Here is a 21,306-nt window from a genome sequence, read left to right as displayed (position 1 = left end):
GCCGAGCAACGGCCCTGCCCTCCCACATGATCAGCCGGAGATGAACGACACCCACAACCGCATGCCATCCTGCCAGCCCGCTGTCAACGCTTATCGGCCGCGAGCCGCTCACCCCTGCCCAGGACCGTCAACAGCGGGCCTCACCGACCCTCTTGACGACATCCGCCCCTTCAGGAATGACAATTGCTCATCGACAGAAGCCCTTTCTCCGTCCGGGCCCAGAACAGGCCGCGGCCGTTGATGGAGCGGCTGAGGTGTCGTCAGGACACAGGCCAAGCGGGGAGTACGTCTCGTAGGTCCCCTGGTCCCTGCCTCCCTCGCCCACGTGCTTGAAGTGCTCGCCGACGACAGGCCAAGAACACCGGACGTAGAGCTGCTCGGCGATACGCAGATCGTCACAAGGGATCGTGACGTGGTCGATGTACTTCAGCTTCGCTGTCAAAGTGGATCGGTTGCGGGAGGAGGCCGACCGAATCCAGGCGACCGCGCTCTCGGCACCCTCGATAGTGGGCTCGGGCAAGGCCCCGTACCAGCCGAGCTCTATCTGCCGACCGGCCCGGTCCTCCATCTCGACCAGCGGCACTGGCGCCTGTGTGCCTTTCCTACCAGCGCATCCTCAACGCGCTTGCTGACCGGCACCGGCTGCATCAAGGGCCGATGACCTGCCAGGCCCGGGCCCGGCATAGGTCATCCGACCGTCGCCGGGCCCGTTGCGTTTCGGCAGGCGTTTGACCGATGTGGCGGGGGACGGGGCTCACGAGACTCGGTGTCAGCGGCGGCCACAGGGCCGCCCCCGCCGAACAGGAGAGACAGCCATGTCCGAGAACCAGAACGAGCTCACCATCGAGAACTCCGCCGTCGTCCTGATCGATCACCAGCCCGCCATCGCCCTGATGACCACCCCGCCTTCGCAGACCGAGCTGGTCAGCAACGTCGCCGGGCTCGCCCGCACCGCGAAGATCCTGGGCGTGCCGACCGTCCTGACCACGGTCGGCGCGACGGGCGGCCCGCTCGACGACCCCATCTTCGCGGAGATCAGCGAGGTGTTCCCGGATCTCAAGCCGATCGACCGCGTGACCACCAACGCCTGGGCCCATCCCGAGGTGCGGGCCGCGGTCGCGGCCACCGGGCGCCGCAAGCTCGTGATGGCCGGCCTGTCCACCGACGTGTGTCTCGCGCAGGCCGTCATCGGCGCACTCAAGGACGGATACGAGGTGTACTTCGTGTCCGACTGTTCCGCCGGCGTCAGCCCTGAGGCCCACGAGGACGCCAAGACGCGCCTCACCATGGCCGGCGCCCGGCCCATCAACTGGACCGCTCTGCTCAGCGAGTGGACCCCGGAGATCACCTCGCCCGAGCGCGTCGCCCTCACGGACGTACTGATGCGGCACGGTGGCGCGGCGGCCCTGTGGACGAACTACGTCCTGGCGCAGGGCTCCGCCGGTGAGTAACGGACCCCGCCGTGATCAGCTGGACCGCTCCATCGCCCTGTTGGCGTATCGCAAGCCGCCTGACCACTACCTCCACCCGGAATCGCTCGCCGAACTCGTCCCCCTGTTCGACGAGTTCGCCAAGCACGTGGATCGGGTGACGCTGGTCGTCGTCACCGTTGGCGGCGACGGGTACTTCGTCAACCGCGGTGATCTGACGGGGCATCCGGAGTGGCTCGCCGTCGGCCGGGACGGGGCGATCCACTCCCCTGGGCTCGAGGCCTGCCTCGACGCTTTCCACCGCATCGAGGAGCTGCCGCAGCCGACGATCGCCGCGATCGATGGTCTCGCGTCGGGCGGCGGCAGCGAACTCGCGCTGGCCTGCACCATGCGTGTCGGTTCGCCGCGTGGCGGCGATAGTGGCGTTCCTCTTCTCGACCGACGCCGAATTCATCAACGGCCAGTCGTTCTTGATCGACGGCGGGGCCCACTTCACGTGAACCACCAACTACGCGCCATCTGCGGGAAACCGGGCTGCCCATACCTTTCTGAGCTCAAGTCGCGGGATGCCGGATGCGTCAGTCTTCGAGCAGCTTGCGCACGCGCGGCACCACCTCGGTCGCGTAGAGCCCGATATTCGTGCGCAGCCTGTCCTCTGCGAGCTTGCCCATCGCGTACTTGAGGTCGAACCGGCTCGCGTCGAGCGTGGTCATCGTCAGCGCGATCTTGCGGGCGACGGTCTCGGGCGAGCCGACGTAGAGCGAGCCCGCCGGCCCGGTTTCGCGCCGGAACATCTCCTCGGTCGGGATGCCGAAGCCGCGGACCTCGCTCATCCGAGTGATGACGTCGAGATAGTGCGGCCAGAACTCCTCGATCGCCTGCTCGTCGGTCTCGGCGACGTGGCCGGGCGAGTGGATGCCGATCGGCCGTTCCTCGAAGCCGAACCGCTCAAGGGCCTGCTTGTAGAGCTTGGCGAGCGGGCCGAACCGGGCGGGCGGACCGCCGATGATGGCGAGCCGGAGGTTGAAGCCGTAACGCGCGGCCCGGATCACCGAGTTCGGGTTGCCACCGACACCGACCCAGACCGGCAGCGGGGCGTCGAGGCCGGGCACGACCTCCTGGTCGTTCAGCGGCGGGCGAACGGTGCCGCTCCAGGTCACCCGGCCACCCTTGAGTACCTCGGCGAACAGGTTCAGCTTCTCCTCGAACAGGACCTCGTAGTCGGTGAGGTCGTAGCCGAAGAGGGGGAACGACTCGGTGCTGGACCCGCGCCCCAGGGTGACCTCGGCGCGGCCGCCGGAGATCGCCTGGAGCGTCGAGTAGCGCTGGAACACGCGGACCGGATCGTCGGAGCTGAGTACGGTCACCGCCGAGCCGAGCGTGACGCGCGACGTGCGCGAGGCGATGGCGCCGAGAACGACGTCACCCGCCGGCATCGGGAAGTCGCCGGTGTGGTGTTCGCCGATGCTGAAGTGTTCGACGCCGAGTTCGTCGGCCAGCACGCCCTGCTCGACGACGCTGCGGATCGCGTCGGCCTGGGTGTGCGCGGTGCCGTCGGCGGCACTGGAGATGTCACCGAAGGTATCGAGTCCGAAGGTGTACGTGCGGGGCTTGTCGATGCTGGTGGACATGGTGGTCTCCTTGCCGGAACGAAGGGGGCGGAGGGAACGGGGCGCGGTCAGGCGGCGACCCTGCGTGGGACGAGTTCGAGGAACTGCGGCCGGGTGAGAAGGTTCCCGAAGGCCGGTTCGCCCGGCTGGAAGGCGCGTCCGTCCCGCAGCGAGGTGAAGGTGACGGGGTCGAAGCCGATCCGGTCGACGATCGAGGCGACTAGCTCGACGGCCCGGCGGTCGTCGCCGGCCACGCCGAGGGCACGCCGGTCCGCGTCACCTACGGGGCGCCGGTCGTCCTCGATCTCGTGGTAGCCGAGGTGGTTGAAGGTCTTCACGACGTGGGCCGAGGACAGGTGATCCTGGACGATCTCGCTGCTGCCCGCGCCGCCGCGCTCGAAGAACTCCTGCCTGCCGTCGATCGGCGGCCAGTAGTTCATGCCGTCCACGACGATCTTGTCCGCGAACAGGGCCGGGTCGAGGGCGGGGAACCGGTGCAGCGGGATCGCGAGCACCACCACGTCGCCCGCCGCGATCGCGTCCGCGGTCCACATCGGAGTCGCCCCGGGCATCACCACAGAGGCGATCAGCTCCAGGTCGTCCGGTCCGCGAGAGGCGGAGACAGACACGGGGTAGCCGGCCTCGACCGTCACCCGCGCCAGCGCGGAGCCGACCCGGCCGGCACCGAGTACGGCGATCCGGGGTGACGTTTCGACGATGTTCATGGTCGTTCCCTCACTGTGTGGTCTTGTCGGCGACATTGCGTCGGACGGCGGCGAGGATCTCGCCGAGCTGGGCGATCTGCTCGCCGGTCAGCGCGTCGGCGAAGTAGTGCTTCACGGCGCGCAGGTGCGGTCCGGAGGCTCCCCGGAGCGCACCGAGGCCGTCTTCGGTGAGGACCACCACGGCCCCGCGGCTGTCGGTGGCGCACGTGTCCCTGCGGATCAGGCCGCGCCGTTCCATCCGGGCAAGGTGGTGGGAGAGCCTGCTGCGCTCCCAGCCGATCTTGTCGGCGAGCTCCGAGGAGCGCAGCGCCCGGTCCGGCGCCTCACTGAGGGCGAGCAGCACCGCGTAGTCGGCAGGGGACACCCCGCTCTCCTGGAGTTCGGCGCCGAGGATGCGGCGCAGGTCGTCGGTCAGGTCCAGCAGGGAGCGCCAGGTGTTCAGGGCCTCTTCGGAGAGCCGGGCCTTGGCTCCCTCGGTCTTTTGTCTTGTCGCCATCTCCGCTCCCCCTTTTGATTGACGTGTCAATCATGCGCCCTTATTGTTGACGTGTCAACCACATGGGAGGTCAGCATGAACGCGTCCACCGGCTCCAGGCTCACGTTCGGGATCGACAGTTTCGGCGACATCACCATCGACGCGACCGGTCGTCCGTACAGCGACGCCGAGGCGATCCGCGCGCTCGTTGACGAGGGAGTGCTGGCCGAGAAGTCAGGACTGGACTTTTTCGGGCTCGGGGAGCACCACACCCGCGAGATGCCACTGTCCGCACCGGATTTGGTGCTCGGCTCGGTGGCCGCCCGCACCTCACGGATCCACCTCGGCTCGGCGGTCACCGTCCTCAGCTCCGACGACCCGGTCCGCGTCTTCCAGCGCTACGCCACCCTGGACGCGCTCTCGAACGGTCGCGCCGAGGTGATCCTCGGCCGCGGGTCCAGCAAGGAGTCGTTCCCGCTGTTCGGCTACGACCTCGCGGACTACGACGTACTGTTCGAGGAGAAGCTGGAACTGTTCGCGGCCCTGCGATCCGAGCAGCCGGTCAAGTGGCAAGGGACCACGCGGGCCGCGCTCGACGGACAGCTGGTCGTACCGCGCACCGAGTCCGGGTCCCTGACGACCTGGATCGGCGTCGGCGGCAACCCGGCCTCGGTGGTGCGCGCCGCCAAGCACGACCTCAACCTCATGCTCGCGATCATCGGCGGCAACCCGGCCCGCTTCACGAAGCTCTCCGAGCTCTACCTGAAGAGCCTGGAGAACAACGGCTTCCCCGAGCGCCCGATCGGCGTCCACTCGCCCGGCCACCTCGCCGACACCGACGAGCAGGCGATCGAGGAGTACTGGCCGCACTACCGGACCTACCTCCTGGAGGCGCGCTACGAGCGCGGCTTCCCGCCCATCACCCGGGAGTACTACGAGCGCGAGCTCGAACACGGATCGCTCTACGTCGGCTCGCCAGCCACCGTCGCCGAGAAGATCGCGCGCACCATGCGGCAACTGCGGGCGAGCCGGTTCGACCTCAAGTACGGCATGGGCCCGATGCCGCACTCTCAACTGATGCGGTCGATTCAGCTGTTCGGAACGCAGGTGGCACCGCTCGTCCGAGAACGCCTCGAATCCAACTGACGGGGCCGACACCCTCGCCCGACCCAACGGCCCGGTCAGTGCGCCAGGAACCTGAGCAAGGCGCGGTTGACCTCTTCGGAGTGTGTCCACAGGAGGCCGTGCGGGGCATCGGCGATCTCGATGTACGTGGCCTGTGGCAGCAGCCTGCGCAGGGATCTGGCGGTGGCATCGATGGGCAGGAGACGGTCGCGGTCGCCGTGGACGATCAGCACCGGGACGTCGATCGCGGCGATGTCGGCGCGAAAGTCGGTGATCCAGGTCGGGATCACCGACACGCGGGCCCGCGTGGACGCGGTGGCCGCGAGGTCCACGAAGGCGTCCAGGGTCTGCGTGCCGAGCCGGGCACCGAGGTTCTCGTCGGGGTTGAGGAAGGCCTCGCGCAGTTCCGCGAAGTAGGCGTGCCCTTCCGGGCGTCGCGCCTTGGCGATCAGCGCGTCGAAGTAGGACAGTTCGAGGCCCTGGGGCGTGTCGCCGGTCCGCAGCAGGAACGGGGGCAGTGCGGCGAGGAAGGCGACCTTCGCCACGCGCGCCGAACCGTAGGTGCCCAGGTAGCGCGCGATCTCCCCGGTGCCCGCGGCATGGCCGACCAGGACGGCTTCGTCCAGTCCCAGTTCGACGAGGACGGAGTGCAGATCCGCCGCGAACGTGTCGTAGTCGTAGCCGTTCGCGGCGGGTGAGGAGCGACCGAACCCCCGGCGGTCGTAGGTGATCACGCGATGGCCGGCCGCCATGAGTGCCGCGACCTGACGGTCCCAGCTGCGGCTGTCGAGCGGATAGCCGTGGATCAGCACGGCGGGCTGCCCGCTTCCGTGGTCCTCGTAGTAGAGGTCGACGGCGGCACTGGTCTCATGGCCGGTCGTGATGTGGGGCATGGCGATCCCTCGGACGGAAGTCTGCTGGAGCAGCGGGTGGCTGCCCTGCCTCGCGTCCAGCCTGTCCGCGCCCGCGGGCCGCCCGCATCGGTCATCCGACTGCGATGTGCGGCTCCGCCCCCGGCACCGCCCGGGGGTTCACCCGACGCGCACCACTGCCTCACCACCCGATGCGGGCGGCGCCGAGGCCAGTTCCCGGCGGGAGCTGATGCCGAGCTTGCCGAAGATCTTGCGCAGGTGCCATTCCACGGTGCGCGGACTCAGGAAAAGCTGGGCACCGATCTCGGGATTGGTCAGGCCGTCCCGGGCGAGCCGTGCGATGAGAGCTTCCTGCGCGGTCAGCGTGGTGGCCGTCTCGGCGCTGTGGCGGCGGACGCGTTCACCGGTGGCGAGGAGTTCACGGCGAGCCCGCTCGGCGAACGCCTCGACGCCCATCCCGCTCAGCTGACCATGGGCGGTGCGCAGGTGGTTTCGGGCGTCGGTACGGCGGCCCGTGCGGCGCAGCCACTCGCCGAACAGCAGGTGGGCGCGGGCGAGTTCGGGGCGCAACGGGGTCAGGCCGAGCCGGTCGATCGCCTCGCGGTACAGCTGCTCGGCCTGCTCGCCGTCGCTCAGCAGTGCCCGCGAGCGGGCCACTAGGCCGAGCCCGACGTCGGTGCCGCCGGGCAGGGCCGAGTGCTCGAGTTGTGTCAAGGCTTGACGGGCGGTGCCGTTGGCGCCGCTGCGCACGGCGGCCTCGACCAGTTCTGGCAGTGCCCAGTTCGCGACGAAGAGGTAGGGCGCGCTTTCGCGGGACCGGACGGCTGCCGCCAGCGCGTCCTCATAGCGGCCGAGGCCGTTGTGGAGGATGGCCGCCGCCCAGTTCGCGTACGTGAGGAAGGCGCCGGTCCCGTTGGCCGCGGCGGCGCTGACCGACGCCTCGATCAGCGGGACGGCCGTGATCTCGTCACCCCGCAGACAGGCAAGCACGATCGGCGCGAAACGAGCCGCCGGGGCTCTGGTCGCCTCGCACACCATGTCGCCCTCGGCGATCAGTGCCGTCGCGGCATCGAAGTCGCCGCTCCACGCTGTGACCGTCGACAGCGTCGACAGGACGATGGGCAGCAGATCGTGGGCGCCGGCGGCGCGCATGACCTCGCCTACCCGTTCGAGCATCGAGCGCCAGGCACCGTGGTCCCACAGAGCGATGGCCGCCGAGTGCGCGAACCAGCCCCACCGCAGCGTTTCCTCCCTGGTGATCTCCGCCGCGGTGAAGGCGTTCAGCACGTCCCGCAGCGCCGGCTCGGCAGCCGCCGGGCCTTGCGTGATCACCAGGGAGAGAGCGTTCAGGACGAGCTCGGGCTTGTCGGGCCGCGCGGAGGGCGGCAGTTCCCGGGCGGCGCGGCAGACGTCGGGCAGGCTGCCTTCGGTGGCGAGTCCGCCGGCGAACACCCCGGCCATCCACGCGGTCAGGTAGGTCTCGCGCGCCAGAGCGAGATCGAGTGGTACCAGGCGCTCAGCCGCCTTGAGCAGGATCGGCGGAGCGGTGTTCCCCAGCCCCGAAGCAAAGGCGATGTGGCCGCGCAGCAGCTCGGCCCGGGCCCGATACAGCGGATCCAGCCGGCTGGCCTGTGCGGCGCCCAGCAGTTCCTGGGCCCGCTCGTACGATCCGGCCTGCAGGTTGGCCTGCACCGCCGCGAGGCGCCGCTCGGTGTGCCGCACCGGATCGGCCGACAGCAGCGCCGCGCGCTCCAGGAACGCGGCGGCCGCGGCGGGCCCGCCCCGGGCGTGGGCGCGGTCGGCCGACCGTTCCAGATCCGCCGCGATGCTTTCGTCCGGTCCGACGGCCGCCTGCGCTCGGTGCCAGGCCCGGCGGTCGGGGTCGACATCGGGGTCGGTCGCCTCCACCAGGGCCAGATGAATCTTCTGCCGCTCGTGCGATGCCGCCGACCGGTAGACGGCCGACCGCAGCAGCGGATGCCTGAACCACACCCGCGTCCCGAATTCCGCGAGACCGGCCTCCACTGCGGGCGCGGCGGCGTGCAGACCGATCCCCAGATGACGGGCGGCACGCCACACCAGGGCCGCGTCACCGGACGGATCGGCGGCAGCCAGGTGAAGCAACTGCTGTGTGGACATGGGCAGTTCGGCCATCTGGCGGCGGAACCCCTCTTCGATGCGGGACGACAGCGGCACCGAGCCCGGCAGACCGAACCCACCTGCCAGCTGATGCGTGGGCGTGCCGCGCAGCGACTCGAGCAGCGCGAGCGGATTCCCGCCGCACTCGGTCACGATCTGATCGCGTACCCGCACGTCCAGCGATCCGGGCAGCACGGATTCCAGCAGCTCTCGCGCGTACACATCGGGCAGCCCGCTCAGGTGCAGCTCGGGGACTCCATCCAGTTCCTCGTTGGCGCCCCGGGTTCCGAACACCATCCCGACCCGGTCCGCGGCGAGACGCCGGGCGACGAACCCGAGGGCCTGCGCCGAAGTCCGGTCCAGCCACTGGTGATCGTCGATCACGCACAGCAGAGGCTGCTCCTCGCAGGCCCCCGACAGAAGACCGAGGACCGCGAGCCCGATCAGCAGCGGTTTGGGCGGGGCGCCCTCGCACAGTCCGAAGGCCGTACGCAGCGCGTCCCGCTGCGGTGCCGGCAGCCAGTCGAGCCGGCCGAGCAGCGGAGCGCACAGTTGGTGCAGCCCCGCGAAGACCAGCTCCATCTCCGACTGCACACCGCTCACGCGCAGCACGCGACACCCCACAGCCCGGCTCGCGAGGTGGTCCAGCAACGCCGACTTGCCCACGCCCGGGTCACCGCGCACGACCAACGCGCGGCTCTCACCGGCGCGGATGGTGTCCAGCAGTTCGGTGAACGCCTCGCGCTCGCCAATCCGGCCTATCAGCCCGGTGCGCCGTACAGGCGCCCCATCCGGCATGTTCATCCCGCCGGCTCGGTGTGGCGGTCCACCTGGCCGATGTCCGCCCACCGGGTCCGGAGCGTGCCTTCGTGAGCGCCGAGGTCGGCGCGGGGCTTACCCCAGGACTCCATGAAAGTGACTCTATTCGATAGAGAGCGCTCTATCGAATGTTGCAGGTCAGCACCCGGCCCCGTCAACGGCCCGTGTCGACCTGGACAGATGGCCCTGCCGCGAGGGGAGTTCGGTCAGATGACTGGTCCGCGGTGGGGCGCCCTAAGGGTGGTCGGATGACCGATGTGAGGACGCTGCCGAGCCCCGAGCCTGGGAGCGTGCCGCGGTCCGAAACCGCCCCACGGCATCCGACCCTTCATCAAACAGGAGCCCTCATGGACGACATCAGCGCAGAGCTGTCCGCACCAGTCAATGTCTCGGTGATCTACTACTCGGCCACCGGAACCGTGTTCGCCCTCGCCAAGGCGGCGGCCACCGCCGCCGAGAAGGCCGGAGGTGAAGTGCGGCTGCGCAAGGTGCCCGAGCTGGCCCCCGCCGAGGCGATCGCCGCCAACGCCGGCTGGTCGGCCCACCAGGACGTCACCCAGCACGTCAAGGCGGCGACGCACGACGACCTGGCGTGGGCGGACGTCCTCCTGCTCGGGGCACCGACCCCGATACGGGCTGCCCGCCTCGCAGATGAAGCAGTTCATCGACACCACAGGCCCGTTGTGGGCCGAGGGGCGGCTGGCGGACAAGGTGGCGTCGTCCTTCACCGCGACCAGCACCCGGCACGGCGGCCAGGAGTCGACGATCCTGGCGCTCAACAACGCCTTCTACCACTGGGGTTGTGTCATCGTCCCGCCCGGTTACACGGACCCGATCCAGTTCCCGTCCGGCAACCCCTACGGCTCCGGGCATGTCGCCGCCACCGGCGAGGAGCCGCCCGGTGAGGTGGAACTGGCCGCGATGGAGTTCCAAGCCCGGCGTGCCGTCCGGTTCGCGGCCTGGCTGAAGCGCGGACGCGCGGACTCCTGAGCGCACCCCTGCCGCACGTTTCGGCAGAACATCCCGTATCCGAAGGACAGCCGCAAAGGGCGGACATCATGCAATTCGGCATCTTCTCGGTCGGTGACATCGCACCCGACCCGGTCACCGGCTACACCCAGAGCGAGGCGGAGCGGATCAGCAATCTGGTGCGCGTCGCTCAACGGGCCGACGAGGTCGGCCTTGATGTGTTCGCGCTCGGGGAGCACCACAATCCCCCGTTCATCCCATCGTCGCCGACGACACTGCTCGCGCACATCGCGGCACTGACCGAGCGCATCGTCCTCAGCACGTCGGTCACGCTCGTGACCACGAACGACCCAGTGAAGATCGCCGAGGACTACGCCATGCTCCAGCACGTGGCGAAGGGACGGCTCGATCTCATGGTGGGGCGCGGCAACACCGTGCCCGTCTACCCGTGGTTCGGCAAGGACATCCGCAAGGGCGTCGCCCTGGCCCTGGAGAACTACAACCTGCTGCACCGGCTGTGGCGGGAGGACGTGGTCGACTGGGAAGGCGAGTTCCGCACCGCGCTGCAGGGCTTCACCTCGACGCCCCGTCCTCTGGACGACGTACCGCCGTTCGTGTGGCACGGCTCGATCCGCACGCCGGAGATCGCCGAACAGGCCGCCTACTACGGCAACGGGTACTTCGCCAACCACATCCTGGCGCCGAACCTGCACTTCAAGCCCCTGGTGGATTTCTACCGTGCCCGCTTCGAGCACTACGGGCACGGCACGAAGGAGCAGGCGATCGTGGGCCTGGGAGGGCAGGCGTTCATCGCCCGGCGCTCCCAGGACGCCATCGACACGTTCCGCCCGTACTTCGAGGAGTACCCGGTCTTCAAGGGTTCTTCGCTCGACGACTACATGGCCCGCACCCCACTGACCGTCGGCAGCCCGCAGCAGGTCATCGACAAGGTCCTCACGTTCCGGGAGGGCTTCGGCGACTACCAGCGCCAGCTCTTCGCGCTCGACGGAATGGCCTTGCCCGTCGAGATGGCGCTCGAACAGGTGGAGCTGCTCGGCACCGAGGTCGTACCAGTGCTTCGCAAGGAGATGGAGTCCAGGCGTGCCCCCGGCGTGCCCGACGCCCCCACGCATGCCTCCTTGGTCAGGCAGAAGTACGGCGATGGCGAACCACGTCAACCACGCCCCAACCCCAACCGCGGCGACAACCTCTCCGGCGCGTCCCCCTACCAGGACAGCGACCCGTCCGTCGAGGCCACTTTCCCGCAGGCCGTGTGAGCGCGGCGCGACACCGCGCCCGGAACGGAAGAGAGAACCCGCAATGAACTCGACCCCCGCCCCGCGACCCGACCCCGGACCAGGAGCAGTCGCGCCCGTGCGCCTTGTCGTCGTCAGCGCCGGAGTGAGCGACCCCTCGTCCACCCGGCTGCTCGCGGACCGGACGGCTCAGCAGGTCGTGGACCTGCTGAGCGCGGCCGGCACCGAGGCGACCGTCGGTGTGATCGAACTCGGGCCACTCGCCGTCGACATCGCCCAGGCGATCGTCTCCGGCTTTCCCAGCGAACGCCTCCGGGCGGCCTTCGAGCGCCTCGCTGCCGCCGACGCCGTCATCGCCAGTACGCCCGTATATAAGGCCGGCATGAGCGGTGTGTTCAAGTCGTTCGTCGACATCCTCGACGACGACCTGCTCATCGCCACACCGGTCATCCTCGCCGCCACGGCCGGAACCTCCCGGCACGCCATGGTGGTCGACGAGCAGATGCGGCCGCTGTTCGCCTTCCTGCGCGCGCTCCCGGTGCCGACCTCTCTGTTTGCCGCACCCGAGGACTGGGCTGACCGCTCGCTGGGCGGCCGGATCGAGCGTGCCGCCACCGAACTGGTGCTCCTGCTGCGCGCGGGCGTCGGCCGGTCCATCGCCGACGGCGCCTGGGCCGGCTATCAGCACCGGTTCGGCAGCCATGCCACCCGCGCGGAGCGGGGTGCCGGCGACGTCGACGTCACGACCGACCTGATGCGGCTCGCCGCTGGCGGCCGGTCATGAGGGCACCGCACCTCCCCGTCCTCCGTGGTAGGTCTTGGGCCGGATAGGGTCGGCGTACGGACACGGTGGGCGCGGCGCGAGGTGAGGGATGAGCAGCAGGGGTTACCGCTCCCGCCGTCGTGCGGATGCCGCGGCCGCCACCCGCGCGGCGATTCTGTCCGCCGCGGAGGAACTGTTCGTGGCTCGTGGCTACTCATGCGTCACCGTCGCCCAGATCGCCCAAGCCGCTCAAGTGGCCGTGCAGACGGTCTACAGCAGTACCGGAGGCAAGGCGGACATCCTCCGCGAGCTGCTGCTCCCCGCGATCAACGACCCGAATGTCGCGGTCACGATGCAGGCGATCACCGCGACCGACGATCCGCGCGAGGTCATCGACGCCACGGCCCGCGGGACGCGCCAGGCCCACCAGGCGCACTGGACCACGCTCGCCGCCGTGGTGCCGCAGTGCCCCGCCGAGCCGGCCGCCGCAGCCGTTCTGGCGGCCGGGAACGCTGAATACGTCAAGGCGTTGACGATGGTCGCGGAGCGCCTGGATCACCTCGGCGCACTGCGTACCGAGGTGGATCTGCCCCGCGCGGTCGACCTGCTCTGGTTCTATCTCGGCCAGGACGCCTGGTTCAGCCTTGTCGGCCATCGCCACTGGAGCTTCGACGCCGCAGAGGACTGGCTGGCCGGGGCCGCGAAACGAGCGCTGCTCATCGCCCCGGACAACTGAGCCGCCCCTGGGGCAGCGGGCCTGTCAGCCGCGCCCGGCCGGCGCGGTCGCGACCTGCTGGAGCGCCGCAGTCAGCGGGGGAAGGTCATGGCCGTCGAAGTGGTCGACCAGGTGCCGTCGCACGCTGCACAGGAACGCCGGCCACGCGCGTTCGAGCCGGGCGAGACCGGATTCGGTCAGTACGGCGTTCCAGCCACGCTTGTCCTGTTCACTCTTCGTGCGCTCCACCCAGCCCTGCTTCTCCAGGCGGATCACGACCCGCGTCATCCCGCTCAGAGAGAGGCTGCATGCAGCCGCCAGCTCATTCATCCGCATCGCTCTGCCCGGCGCCTCGGAGAGGTGCATCAGAGGTGTGTACTCGGACAGGGGCAGCTGCGCCTCGCGCGTGATGTCGGCGTCGACCGCGCGCGGCAGCGCCAGCATGACGCGGCTCAGTTCACGGACGAAAGCCTCCTCGTTCGCGGTGAGGGGCTCAAGCGGCTGCTGGTCGGCGGGCATGCCACCACCGTAGCTCCTTGACGGGTCAAGGAGCTAGCACCTTCCCGGACTGCTTGACGCGTCAAGGACACTCCTGCTTTCCTTGACGCGTCAAGGACATGCTTGCTGAGGCAAGTACTCATTGGGGCGCTCATGAAGGCCCGGAGAAGAAGATCGAGAGGATCACCATGACCAAGATCGGCATCGTTCTCGGCAGCACCCGCCCAGGTCGGAACGGTGAGGCGGTGGCCCACTGGGTGCACGAGCAGGCCGCCCTGCGCACGGACGCCGAGTTCGAGCTCGTCGACCTGGCGGACTACAAGCTCCCGCTGCTCGACGAGGTCTACCCCCCGTCGATGGGCCAGTACGACCAGCCGCACACTCAGGAGTGGGCACAGAAGATCGCCTCGTTCGACGGCTTCGTGATCGTCACGCCCGAGTACAACCGCTCGGTGCCCGGCGCGCTGAAGAATGCCATCGACTTCCTGTACGCGGAGTGGACCAACAAGGCCGTGGGCTTCGTCAGTTACGGCGCGACCGGCGGCACTCGTGCCGTGGAGCATCTGCGTCTCATCGCCGGCGAACTCCAGATGGCGGACGTGCGCTCGCAGGTCGCGCTCTCCCTCTTCAACGACTTCGAGAACTTCAGCGAGTTCAAGCCGCTCGGCGCGCAGGTGGGTGCGCTCACTACGACCCTCGACCAGGTCATCGCCTGGTCCGAAGCCCTCGCTCCGCTGCGCACCGCCGCCTGACGCCCCTGTCCGGCACCCGCCGCCGACCAGGCAGGCCAGGAAGCCGGCAGGCCACCGAGCCAGAAGAGCACCACGACATCCGACCAGCAGCTCGACCACGACACTGACAGGAGTTCTCATGACTGCGAACAGGCCCATCGCGCCCGCAACCACCCCCGGCCGGCGCCGGATGCTCGGCGCGCTCGCCGCCGTGGGTTCTGCCGCGGCGCTCACCGGCATCGCCACCCCGGCCACGGCGCAGAGCCAGGGGCCGACGGACGAATCCACCGCCCGTACTTCACCGCGACAGCTCATGGCGGGGTTCTACGCCACGTACAACGGCGACCTGGCCGCCGGCTTCGAGCGCTACATCTCGAAGGATCTCGTCCTGCACGGTTTCGACGGCCCCAATTCCCGCGACGCGTGGGTGGCCGGCGACCTCGAACTGAAGTCGGCGCTCTCCGGCTTCCGGATGGACGTGTTCGACCAGCTCGTGGAGGGCAACAAGGTCGTCACACGCTGGCGGCTGGGCGGAGTCCACACGGGCGCGATCCTGGGCATCCCTCCGTCGGGACTCGAGGTCTCCCTCACCGGCATCTCCATCGACCGCGTAGTGGGCCGCCAGTCGGTCGAGCACTGGTCCGAAGGCAACTTCGGGCGGTTCCTGGACACCATCCGCGGCAAGAGCGCCTGAGGAACCGCCGCCGCCCGGCACACGGGCCCGTCTCACCGCCCGGGGGCAGGCCAGGGACTCCCCCGGGCGGTGATGCGGGTCCGGTCGAGCACTCTGGCCGACGGGGCGCGGAGCAGGACCACACCCCGTGTCAGGGGCAGCCGAAGCGAGGCGAGAGCGATGAGTGACAGCGAACCGTGGAACCGGCGGTCCCAGATCGTCGGCCGCATCCAGGACGTGCAGTGGGTGTGCGAGTACTTCGACGGCGGGTCTGGCCAGGGTCTGCACGTGGTCGGCGAGGCCGGAGTCGGCAAGACGACACTGCTCGACGCGGTCGCCGAGGCGGTGGCCGAGTCCGGTACTCGGGTGCTGCGCGCCGACGGCGTCGAGTTCGAGGCGGATGTCTCCTTCGCCGCACTGCATCAGGTCCTGCTGCCCGTGGTCGACGACATCGAGCGGCTGCCCTCCGAGTACCGCCAGGCCCTCCTGGTCGCCCTCGGCTTCGGCACCGGCGCCGCGCCGGACCGGCTGATTCTGGTGAATGCCACCCTGACCCTGCTGCGACAGCTCGCGGCCAATGCGCCGCTGCTCCTGATCGCCGACGACCTGCCCTGGCTGGACCGGGCCAGCGCCGTGATCCTCGGCTTCGTCGCCCGTCGCCTGTCCGGCAGCAGGATCGGCTTCATCGGCGCCTCCCGCACTGGCGCGGAGAACGTTTTCGATCACAGCGGCCTGCGCGAGATCGAATTGGGCCCGCTCGACGACGACTCGGCCCGGCTGCTCCTCGCCGCCAGATACCCGGGACTCGCCGCCCGGGTCCAGGCGAGGGTGGTGCTCGAGGCCCGCGGCAATCCGCTCGCCCTGCTGGAACTGCCCGCCGAACTCAGCGGGCCCCAGCAGGCCGCTGTGGAGGAGCTGCCGACGGTACTGCCCCTCGGCGAACGCCTGCGCGCCCTGTTCGCCACCCGCGTCACCGCCCTGGCAGAGGGCCCACGCCGGATACTGTTGCTCGCCGCGCTGGACGGCACTGGCGACCTCCGCGTCCTGCACCACGCCGCCGGACCGGACACAGGTGTCCTCAGACACCTTGCGACCGCGGAGCGGGAACGCCTGGTCCGCACGGACAGCGCCGCCCGGCGCCTCGCGTTCGCCCACCCCCTCATCCGTTCCGCGATCGTGGAGACCTCCACGATCGCGGAGCGAAGCGCCGCACACCTCGCGCTCGCCGAAGCCCTCGATGATCGTCACGAGCGCCGGGCCTGGCACCTGGCTGAGGCGGCACTCGAGCCGGACGAATCCGTGGCCCGGCTTCTGGAGCAGGCAGGGCACTCGGTGCTCGGCCGCGGCGACGCGACGGGAGCCGTGGCAGCCCTGACCCGGGCCGCCGATCTCAGCCCGGCGGCCGGCGACCGCGCCCGGCGACTCGCCGAGGCCGCGTACCTGGGCGCCGAAGCGACCGGCGACGTAACGGGCGCCGCCGAACTGCTTCGACAGGCACAGCACGCCGACCCCGGCTCGGGCACCGCCCTGTACGCGGCGGCAGCGACCGTGTACGTCCTCCTCAACACCGAAGCCGACCTGGGCACCGCGCACCAGCTGCTGGTCGGCGCCATCGAGGCCGCCGGACCGGTCTACGACGCCACGGATCCCGCACTGGTCGACGCGCTGCACACCCTGCAGTTGGTCTGCTGGTGGAGCGGGCGGGAAAAGCTGTGGGCGCCGTTCATCGACACCGTGAACCGCCTGGAGCCGACCGCGCCGCCGGTCCTGGCCATGGCCGCCCGGACCTTCCCCGACCCGGCGCGCACCGGCACCGCAGCCCTGCCCGATCTGGACAAGGTCCGTGACGTGCTGCGCCGGACGTCCGATCCGACCGTCCTGGTCCGTGGCGCCACCGCGACCATCTACATCGACCGAGTAGGTGAGCTGCGAGACCGACTCTGGGAGTTGGTGCGCCAAGGCCGGGACGGCAGCGGGCCCGCCCGCCGGCACCTTGGCGCCCTCATGCACCTGTGCATGGAGAACTTCCTGACCGGCGAATGGGAGGAGGCACAGCAACTGGCGGACGAGGGCCGGACGTTGTGCGACGCCGAGTACCCGTTCTTCGCCTGGTACTTCCAGTACAACCAGGCGTTGCTGCACGGCGCGCGAGGCGAGGCCGAAGCCGGAAACGCGCTGGCCGAGCGCATGGTTCACTGGGGGACACGACGGGGTGCCGGCGCGGCGGTAGCCTTCGCCCACCAGGCACGGACCCTCATCGCACTGGGCGCGGGTGACTACGAGTCCGCGTACCGCCATGCGACCGCACTCACCCCGGCCGGGACCCTGGCGCCCTATATGGCACATGCGCTATGGGGTGCGTACGACCTCATCGAAGCAGCTGTGCAGACTGGTCGCGAGGCGGAGGCGGCAGCGCATCTGCATACCCTGCGCGAGTTGGGCATCGCCCGCTTGTCGGACCGCTACGCCATGCTCGTCGCGGGCGCGGCCGGGCTGTGTGCCCCGGACGACGAGGCCATCGCCCACTTCGAACAGGCATTGTCAGTACCGGACGCGGACCGCTGGGTGTTCGAGGCGGCCCGGATCCGGCTGGCGCTCGGCGAACGCCTGCGGCGTACCGGTGCCAAGGCGCAGGCCCGCGCACCGCTGAGCGCCGCCGCGGATGCCTTCGCCCGGCTCGGGGCGGCGCCCTGGACGGAGCGGGCCCGTGCGGAGCTGCGCGCGGCCGGCCAGGCGACCCTGCCCGAGACCGCCCAGCACCTGCTGACGCCGCAGGAGCTGGAGATCGCGCACCTGGCCGCGTCCGGCATGAGCAACAAGCAGATCGGGGAACGGCTCTACATCTCGCACCGGACCGTCGGCGCCCACCTGTACAAGGTGTATCCGAAACTCGGCATCACGACACGAGCCGCCCTGCGGGACGCGCTCAACGCCCTCGATGCGCTGGACGACGGTGTATGAGCTCCGTCGTCCACAGCCCGGCTGTCAGCGCTCCCCCGGACCCGCCTCCGGGACGAGGAGCACCGAGACCCGGCCGGCGTGGGCGACGGCATCACTGACGCGCGGGCTGATGAACGCCGCGACGGCACCCCGGTGATGCGGACCAAGCACGATGAGATCGGCCTCGGCCGCCGCGGCAGTACGCGAAATCACCCCAGCTATCTCGCGGTCCATGGCACGCACAGCCTCACCGTGAGCGCCGACCCCCATCGCGCGGAGCGCGCCCAGGGCTTCCTCGACGATCGCCTCTGCTTCACGATCCGCCTCAAGCGTGACCACCGTGTCCCAGGCGACAGTCGTCGCCGCGACGTGTACGACGTGGACCTCAGCGCCCGTCAACCGGGCCAGGTCGCCCGCTGCGCGCAGTGCGCGGTGCCGGGCGGGGCTCGGATCGACAGCGACGACGATGCTTCGGTACATATAACTCTCCCCTCTCCTCTTCCCTCTCCGCGTCAGGCAAGGCGCCGCTGATACTGACGGGGGCGTCGGGGCGCGCGGCAGGCTCGGCCCGGAGATCATGCGAACTCCGGGCCACGCGCCGCGTCACGCCCGCGTTCTCGACCCCATCACACCAGGCCCTTGGGCTCCACGAACTCGGGGTTGCGCTTGAGGGCCGCCCACTCCTCCTTGTAGGGCACCCACAGCTCGCGGGCCGCCTCGGCGAGCGGCGACTTCCAGTCCCGGAACCACTCGGCCATCAGCGCGATCGTCGTCACCGGCACCGCCCCGGCCTGCACCAGCCGGAGCACCGAGGTGTCGTGGATCTCCTTGGTCGCGTCACCCACCGCGTCCGCGACGAACGCGACCTCGTAGCCGTCGGCGATCGCGTCGATCGCCGGGAAGGTCAGGCACACCGAGGTGACGATGCCGGCCATCACCACCTTCTTGCGGCCGGTCGCCTTGATGGCGTCCACGAAGGCGGCGTCCTCCCAGGCGTTCATCTGGGACCGGTCGATCTCCTCGACATCGGGCAGCTCGGCCCGGATGGTCTTGATGGTCGGGCCGTTGACGCCCATCTCGACACCGACCGTGCTGAGTACCACGGGGACGCCGATGGCCTTCGCGAACTTCGCCAGGTAGCGGGTGTTGAGCTCGATGACCCTGCGGTCCTGCTCGAAGATCAGGTCGAGCACCCCGTCCTGGTAGTCGATCAGTGCCAGTACGGTCTCCGAGGCGTCGAAGACGGGACGTGTCTGCTCACTCATGTCGCTGTCCTTCCCGAGGGTCGTATCTCACCGCCCATGCGCCCAGTGCTGGTTCGTTCGAGCGGTGAGGTCCGGCGGAGCGTCCGCCGTGACACGAGTCTCCGGGCACGGGCCGGGGCGTCACATCAGTCGTACGACTGCCAGTTGGCGGGTGCCTTCGGTGCAGTCGATCGACTGGACGTTCCGAACGGCATTGGAGCGCCTCATGAGACACCGAGCTCCGTTGCCGTCCAGGAGCATCAGGTGCAGGTCTGCGCGGCGGCGGGTGTGGAGTAGGCGGTCGGTGTAGGCGAGCAGTTCGGGGCGGCCGGGCAGTCCGGACATCGGGTCCCGGCGGGCGGCATCCAGTTGGCGGCGCACCCCGAGTTGTTGTAGGCGTAGGGGGTGTGCCTCTTGCTGTGTGATCACTGCCGCGCGGGAGATACCGGGGGTCATGCCTGCTGGAAGTGCTCGCGTCCTGTGACGGGGAGGCGGGCGTTCGGGGCGGTCGTGAAGCGCCTGAGCCGATGCGGCGGCCGCCCCGGGCTGTTACCGCCAGGTGCTCAGCGAGGCGACGGGCCCGGTGCTGCCGAGGGGCGGGAGCTTTCGGGGCTGGAGCGCCGGCCACGACTTGAACGTGGTCCTGCCCCCTGGAAGGGGACCGTGCGGCGGTTACCCCTCCGGCGCGTGACTGGTCGTCGCCGCTGCTCAGGACGACCAGACATCCGGAGCATATCCACCAACCGTCACAAACTCTCACCAGCCCAGCACATGGCACCTGTGAGGCCACCTTGCAGGGGCTCCACGCAGTACGGAGATAAGTGCACCAGTCATCGCCCCATGGGCCGTTGATCTTGGATGGGTGAGGCCAGCGTCTGAGATGCTCCATCCGGGAAATCCGCTGGGGAGGGGCAATCCGTGGGTGACTGGCTGAGCTTGATCTGGGGGGCGTCGTGGGTGCTGGCGCGACGGTCATCGCACTCGACTATCGGAACGTTGGGCTGCGCGTGTATGACCTGATAGCCCAGCGCTCACCTGGTGGCGGGGTCGATCCAAGGTTCTGCCCGGACGTCACGCGAGGGATCTTCGGTGTCCTCGGTGTCGTCTCCCTTGCAGTAACCGGGGTGAGGACATTCGGGATGTTCTGACTCCTACGGCCCCGGCCCTCCCTGCGCACGCCCGTCAGACGCGCACAGCCAAGCCGAGGCAAGCGGTGTCAGCATCAGGTGAAGCCACAACGTCAAGCATCAACCGAGACAAGAACAACAAGCCCTGACGGCACGCGGTAAGACTTTCCAGGGTGTTGTCGGGGCTGCCTGGGGGGCCTGGGGGGAAGGCTGCGGTTCCGGCTGTGGCCGCCTCGTTGGCGGGGCTTGGGGTGGTGGGAGGCTCGGGGGGTTGAGCGGCTGAGACGGGCGTGAGGCCGGGGAACAGTTCGGGCTGGACCGCGGTACGGTCCTCGGTCTGCCGGTCGGCCTGCTGGTGTTCGAGGTGCTGGGCGGCCGTCCACTGCCACCAGCCGGGCCGGGCCTGCCGGGGGCCGCCGGACAGGATGAGCTGGTCGGAGCGGACGTCGTGCACGGTGCCGTCGAGGATCAGCCATACCTCGGACTTCGGCAGGCCGGGCCGGGTGATCATGGCGAGCTGGTGGATGTCGCCCCATCCGGGGTGCAGGCCGCCGGGCTTGATCCACGTCCAGGTGCCGGGGCGGATGTCGCCGGGCCCGGCCGGGGTGTGCCGGTAGACCGGCCGCTGCCGCTTCGCCCGGCGCGGCTTGGCCGGGTAGTAGTGGGACGGCGGGTAGTGCGGGTGGGCCTCCCTGTAGGCGGCCAGGTCGGCGGCCTGCCGCCTGACGACGTCGGCGTCCGAGTGGCAGCGGGGCCCGACGTGCCAGTTCCGGGGGCCGCGCTTCTCCCAGTAGCTGGGGCTGCCGCAGCTGCACCGGCTCGGGCTGAGGTGTTCGGCGGCCGTCGCGCACGGCCAGGCCGTGGAGCACGGCCGGCACTGCCACACGGGCTTGCTCGAATCCGGCAGGTGCGCGTCGGGCAGGCGGATCGGGCGCATCGTCCATCCGGTGCCCTTTTGAAGACGTTGGCCGAGTCCTCGTCGTCGAAGCGCTCGGTCTGCCAGTCACCGGACTTCGAGCCACCGTCTCGCCACTTCACCTGATAGCTGGTGATCTCCCCAGCCCTGTTCTTGCGCCGCACAACGCTCGCCATGGCCCGGAGGCTAGCCCCGGTGTTCCCATGGTGTTCCCACAAGTGCACGGGAATCAGCCAAGATTCGACCGTTCCAGCAGGTCAGTGGGCAGGTGTGCGACAA

At 69.7% G+C, this 21,306-nt stretch carries 19 protein-coding genes and 2 pseudogenes; 10 read left to right on the top strand and 11 right to left on the bottom strand.

Annotated elements, in window-relative coordinates; all coding sequences use genetic code 11:
* Positions 1-187: 187 nt before the first annotated feature.
* Positions 188-583 carry a hypothetical protein gene (locus tag ABZ818_RS27365; RefSeq protein WP_361419939.1) on the bottom strand — a complete coding sequence of 132 codons (396 nt, stop codon included), beginning with the start codon at positions 581-583 and terminating at the stop codon, positions 188-190.
* 232 nt (positions 584-815) lie between these two features.
* On the opposite strand from ABZ818_RS27365, the gene ABZ818_RS27360 reads away from it, so the two are divergent.
* Complete coding sequence (locus ABZ818_RS27360; protein ID WP_361419936.1) at positions 816-1,451, top strand: isochorismatase family protein; 636 nt, start codon at positions 816-818, stop codon at positions 1,449-1,451.
* Positions 1,393-1,815 (top strand): annotated as a pseudogene (locus tag ABZ818_RS27355) (enoyl-CoA hydratase-related protein); the annotation flags it as partial. The gene ABZ818_RS27360 and the pseudogene ABZ818_RS27355, both read left to right, overlap by 59 nt.
* Positions 1,816-2,008: 193 nt before the next feature.
* On the opposite strand, the gene ABZ818_RS27350 reads toward ABZ818_RS27355, so the two are convergent.
* The 3 genes from ABZ818_RS27350 to ABZ818_RS27340 are packed head-to-tail and all read right to left on the bottom strand — an operon-like array spanning position 2,009 to position 4,261.
* On the bottom strand, positions 2,009-3,061 hold the full coding sequence (locus ABZ818_RS27350) for an LLM class flavin-dependent oxidoreductase (protein WP_361419933.1): 1,053 nt from the start codon (positions 3,059-3,061) through the stop codon (positions 2,009-2,011).
* Between the two features lie 47 nt (positions 3,062-3,108).
* Positions 3,109-3,765, bottom strand: coding sequence for an NADPH-dependent F420 reductase (locus tag ABZ818_RS27345; protein ID WP_361419930.1), 657 nt, complete (start codon positions 3,763-3,765; stop codon positions 3,109-3,111).
* Positions 3,766-3,775: 10 nt separating this feature from the next.
* Complete coding sequence (locus ABZ818_RS27340) at positions 3,776-4,261, bottom strand: MarR family transcriptional regulator (protein ID WP_361419927.1); 486 nt, start codon at positions 4,259-4,261, stop codon at positions 3,776-3,778.
* A gap of 75 nt (positions 4,262-4,336) precedes the next feature.
* On the opposite strand from ABZ818_RS27340, the gene ABZ818_RS27335 reads away from it, so the two are divergent.
* Positions 4,337-5,386 carry an LLM class flavin-dependent oxidoreductase gene (locus ABZ818_RS27335; protein ID WP_361419924.1) on the top strand — a complete coding sequence of 350 codons (1,050 nt, stop codon included), beginning with the start codon at positions 4,337-4,339 and terminating at the stop codon, positions 5,384-5,386.
* Between the two features lie 35 nt (positions 5,387-5,421).
* Here ABZ818_RS27335 and ABZ818_RS27330 read toward each other — a convergent pair whose 3' ends face one another.
* Together ABZ818_RS27330 and ABZ818_RS27325 are read right to left on the bottom strand one after the other, a co-directional pair.
* The gene (locus ABZ818_RS27330; RefSeq protein ID WP_361419921.1) at positions 5,422-6,258 is read right to left on the bottom strand and encodes an alpha/beta hydrolase; all 837 of its coding nucleotides are present in this window, start codon (positions 6,256-6,258) and stop codon (positions 5,422-5,424) included.
* 138 nt (positions 6,259-6,396) lie between these two features.
* Positions 6,397-9,180 (bottom strand): AAA family ATPase, encoded by a 2,784-nt coding sequence (locus ABZ818_RS27325; protein WP_361419918.1) that lies wholly within the window; start codon positions 9,178-9,180, stop codon positions 6,397-6,399.
* Between the two features lie 362 nt (positions 9,181-9,542).
* Between ABZ818_RS27325 and wrbA the strand changes: the two are divergent.
* From wrbA to ABZ818_RS27305, 4 genes and pseudogenes are all read left to right on the top strand, one after another.
* Positions 9,543-10,185: pseudogene (gene wrbA, locus ABZ818_RS27320) on the top strand (NAD(P)H:quinone oxidoreductase).
* A 68-nt stretch (positions 10,186-10,253) separates the two neighbouring features.
* Positions 10,254-11,441, top strand: coding sequence for a CE1758 family FMN-dependent luciferase-like monooxygenase (locus tag ABZ818_RS27315; RefSeq protein WP_361419915.1), 1,188 nt, complete (start codon positions 10,254-10,256; stop codon positions 11,439-11,441).
* A gap of 97 nt (positions 11,442-11,538) precedes the next feature.
* A complete protein-coding gene (locus ABZ818_RS27310; protein WP_361419912.1) occupies positions 11,539-12,204 on the top strand; it encodes a CE1759 family FMN reductase in 666 nt (221 codons plus the stop codon).
* Positions 12,205-12,292: 88 nt separating this feature from the next.
* Complete coding sequence (locus ABZ818_RS27305; protein ID WP_361419909.1) at positions 12,293-12,919, top strand: TetR family transcriptional regulator; 627 nt, start codon at positions 12,293-12,295, stop codon at positions 12,917-12,919.
* A gap of 24 nt (positions 12,920-12,943) precedes the next feature.
* Here the strand turns inward: ABZ818_RS27305 and ABZ818_RS27300 are convergent, their stop codons facing one another.
* Positions 12,944-13,417, bottom strand: coding sequence for a MarR family winged helix-turn-helix transcriptional regulator (locus ABZ818_RS27300; protein WP_361419906.1), 474 nt, complete (start codon positions 13,415-13,417; stop codon positions 12,944-12,946).
* Between the two features lie 167 nt (positions 13,418-13,584).
* Between ABZ818_RS27300 and ABZ818_RS27295 the strand changes: the two genes are divergently transcribed.
* The 3 genes from ABZ818_RS27295 to ABZ818_RS27285 all read left to right on the top strand — a co-directional run bounded on the left by ABZ818_RS27295 (position 13,585) and on the right by ABZ818_RS27285 (position 17,761).
* Complete coding sequence (locus tag ABZ818_RS27295; RefSeq protein WP_361419903.1) at positions 13,585-14,148, top strand: NAD(P)H-dependent oxidoreductase; 564 nt, start codon at positions 13,585-13,587, stop codon at positions 14,146-14,148.
* A 118-nt stretch (positions 14,149-14,266) separates the two neighbouring features.
* Positions 14,267-14,821, top strand: coding sequence for an ester cyclase (locus ABZ818_RS27290; protein ID WP_361419900.1), 555 nt, complete (start codon positions 14,267-14,269; stop codon positions 14,819-14,821).
* Positions 14,822-14,980: 159 nt separating this feature from the next.
* Positions 14,981-17,761, top strand: a complete 2,781-nt coding sequence (locus ABZ818_RS27285; RefSeq protein WP_361419897.1) for an AAA family ATPase — start codon at positions 14,981-14,983, stop codon at positions 17,759-17,761.
* 24 nt (positions 17,762-17,785) lie between these two features.
* Here the strand turns inward: ABZ818_RS27285 and ABZ818_RS27280 are convergent, their stop codons facing one another.
* The 4 genes from ABZ818_RS27280 to ABZ818_RS27265 form a co-directional block, all read right to left on the bottom strand.
* Entirely contained in the window at positions 17,786-18,220 is a 435-nt protein-coding gene (locus ABZ818_RS27280) for a universal stress protein (protein ID WP_361419894.1), read from the bottom strand.
* A 146-nt stretch (positions 18,221-18,366) separates the two neighbouring features.
* On the bottom strand, positions 18,367-19,005 hold the full coding sequence (locus tag ABZ818_RS27275) for an isochorismatase family protein (RefSeq protein ID WP_361419891.1): 639 nt from the start codon (positions 19,003-19,005) through the stop codon (positions 18,367-18,369).
* A 120-nt stretch (positions 19,006-19,125) separates the two neighbouring features.
* On the bottom strand, positions 19,126-19,365 hold the full coding sequence (locus ABZ818_RS27270) for a hypothetical protein (protein ID WP_361419888.1): 240 nt from the start codon (positions 19,363-19,365) through the stop codon (positions 19,126-19,128).
* 801 nt (positions 19,366-20,166) lie between these two features.
* Positions 20,167-21,048: a hypothetical protein gene (locus ABZ818_RS27265; RefSeq protein WP_361419885.1), complete on the bottom strand. Its 882-nt coding sequence runs from the start codon at positions 21,046-21,048 to the stop codon at positions 20,167-20,169.
* Positions 21,049-21,306 lie beyond the last annotated feature (258 nt).

The sequence above is a fragment of the Streptomyces sp. NPDC047453 genome (assembly GCF_040643155.1).
In the GTDB taxonomy this organism is placed as follows: Bacteria; Actinomycetota; Actinomycetes; order Streptomycetales; family Streptomycetaceae; genus Streptomyces.
This window is presented reverse-complemented; position numbering and strand designations above follow the sequence as displayed.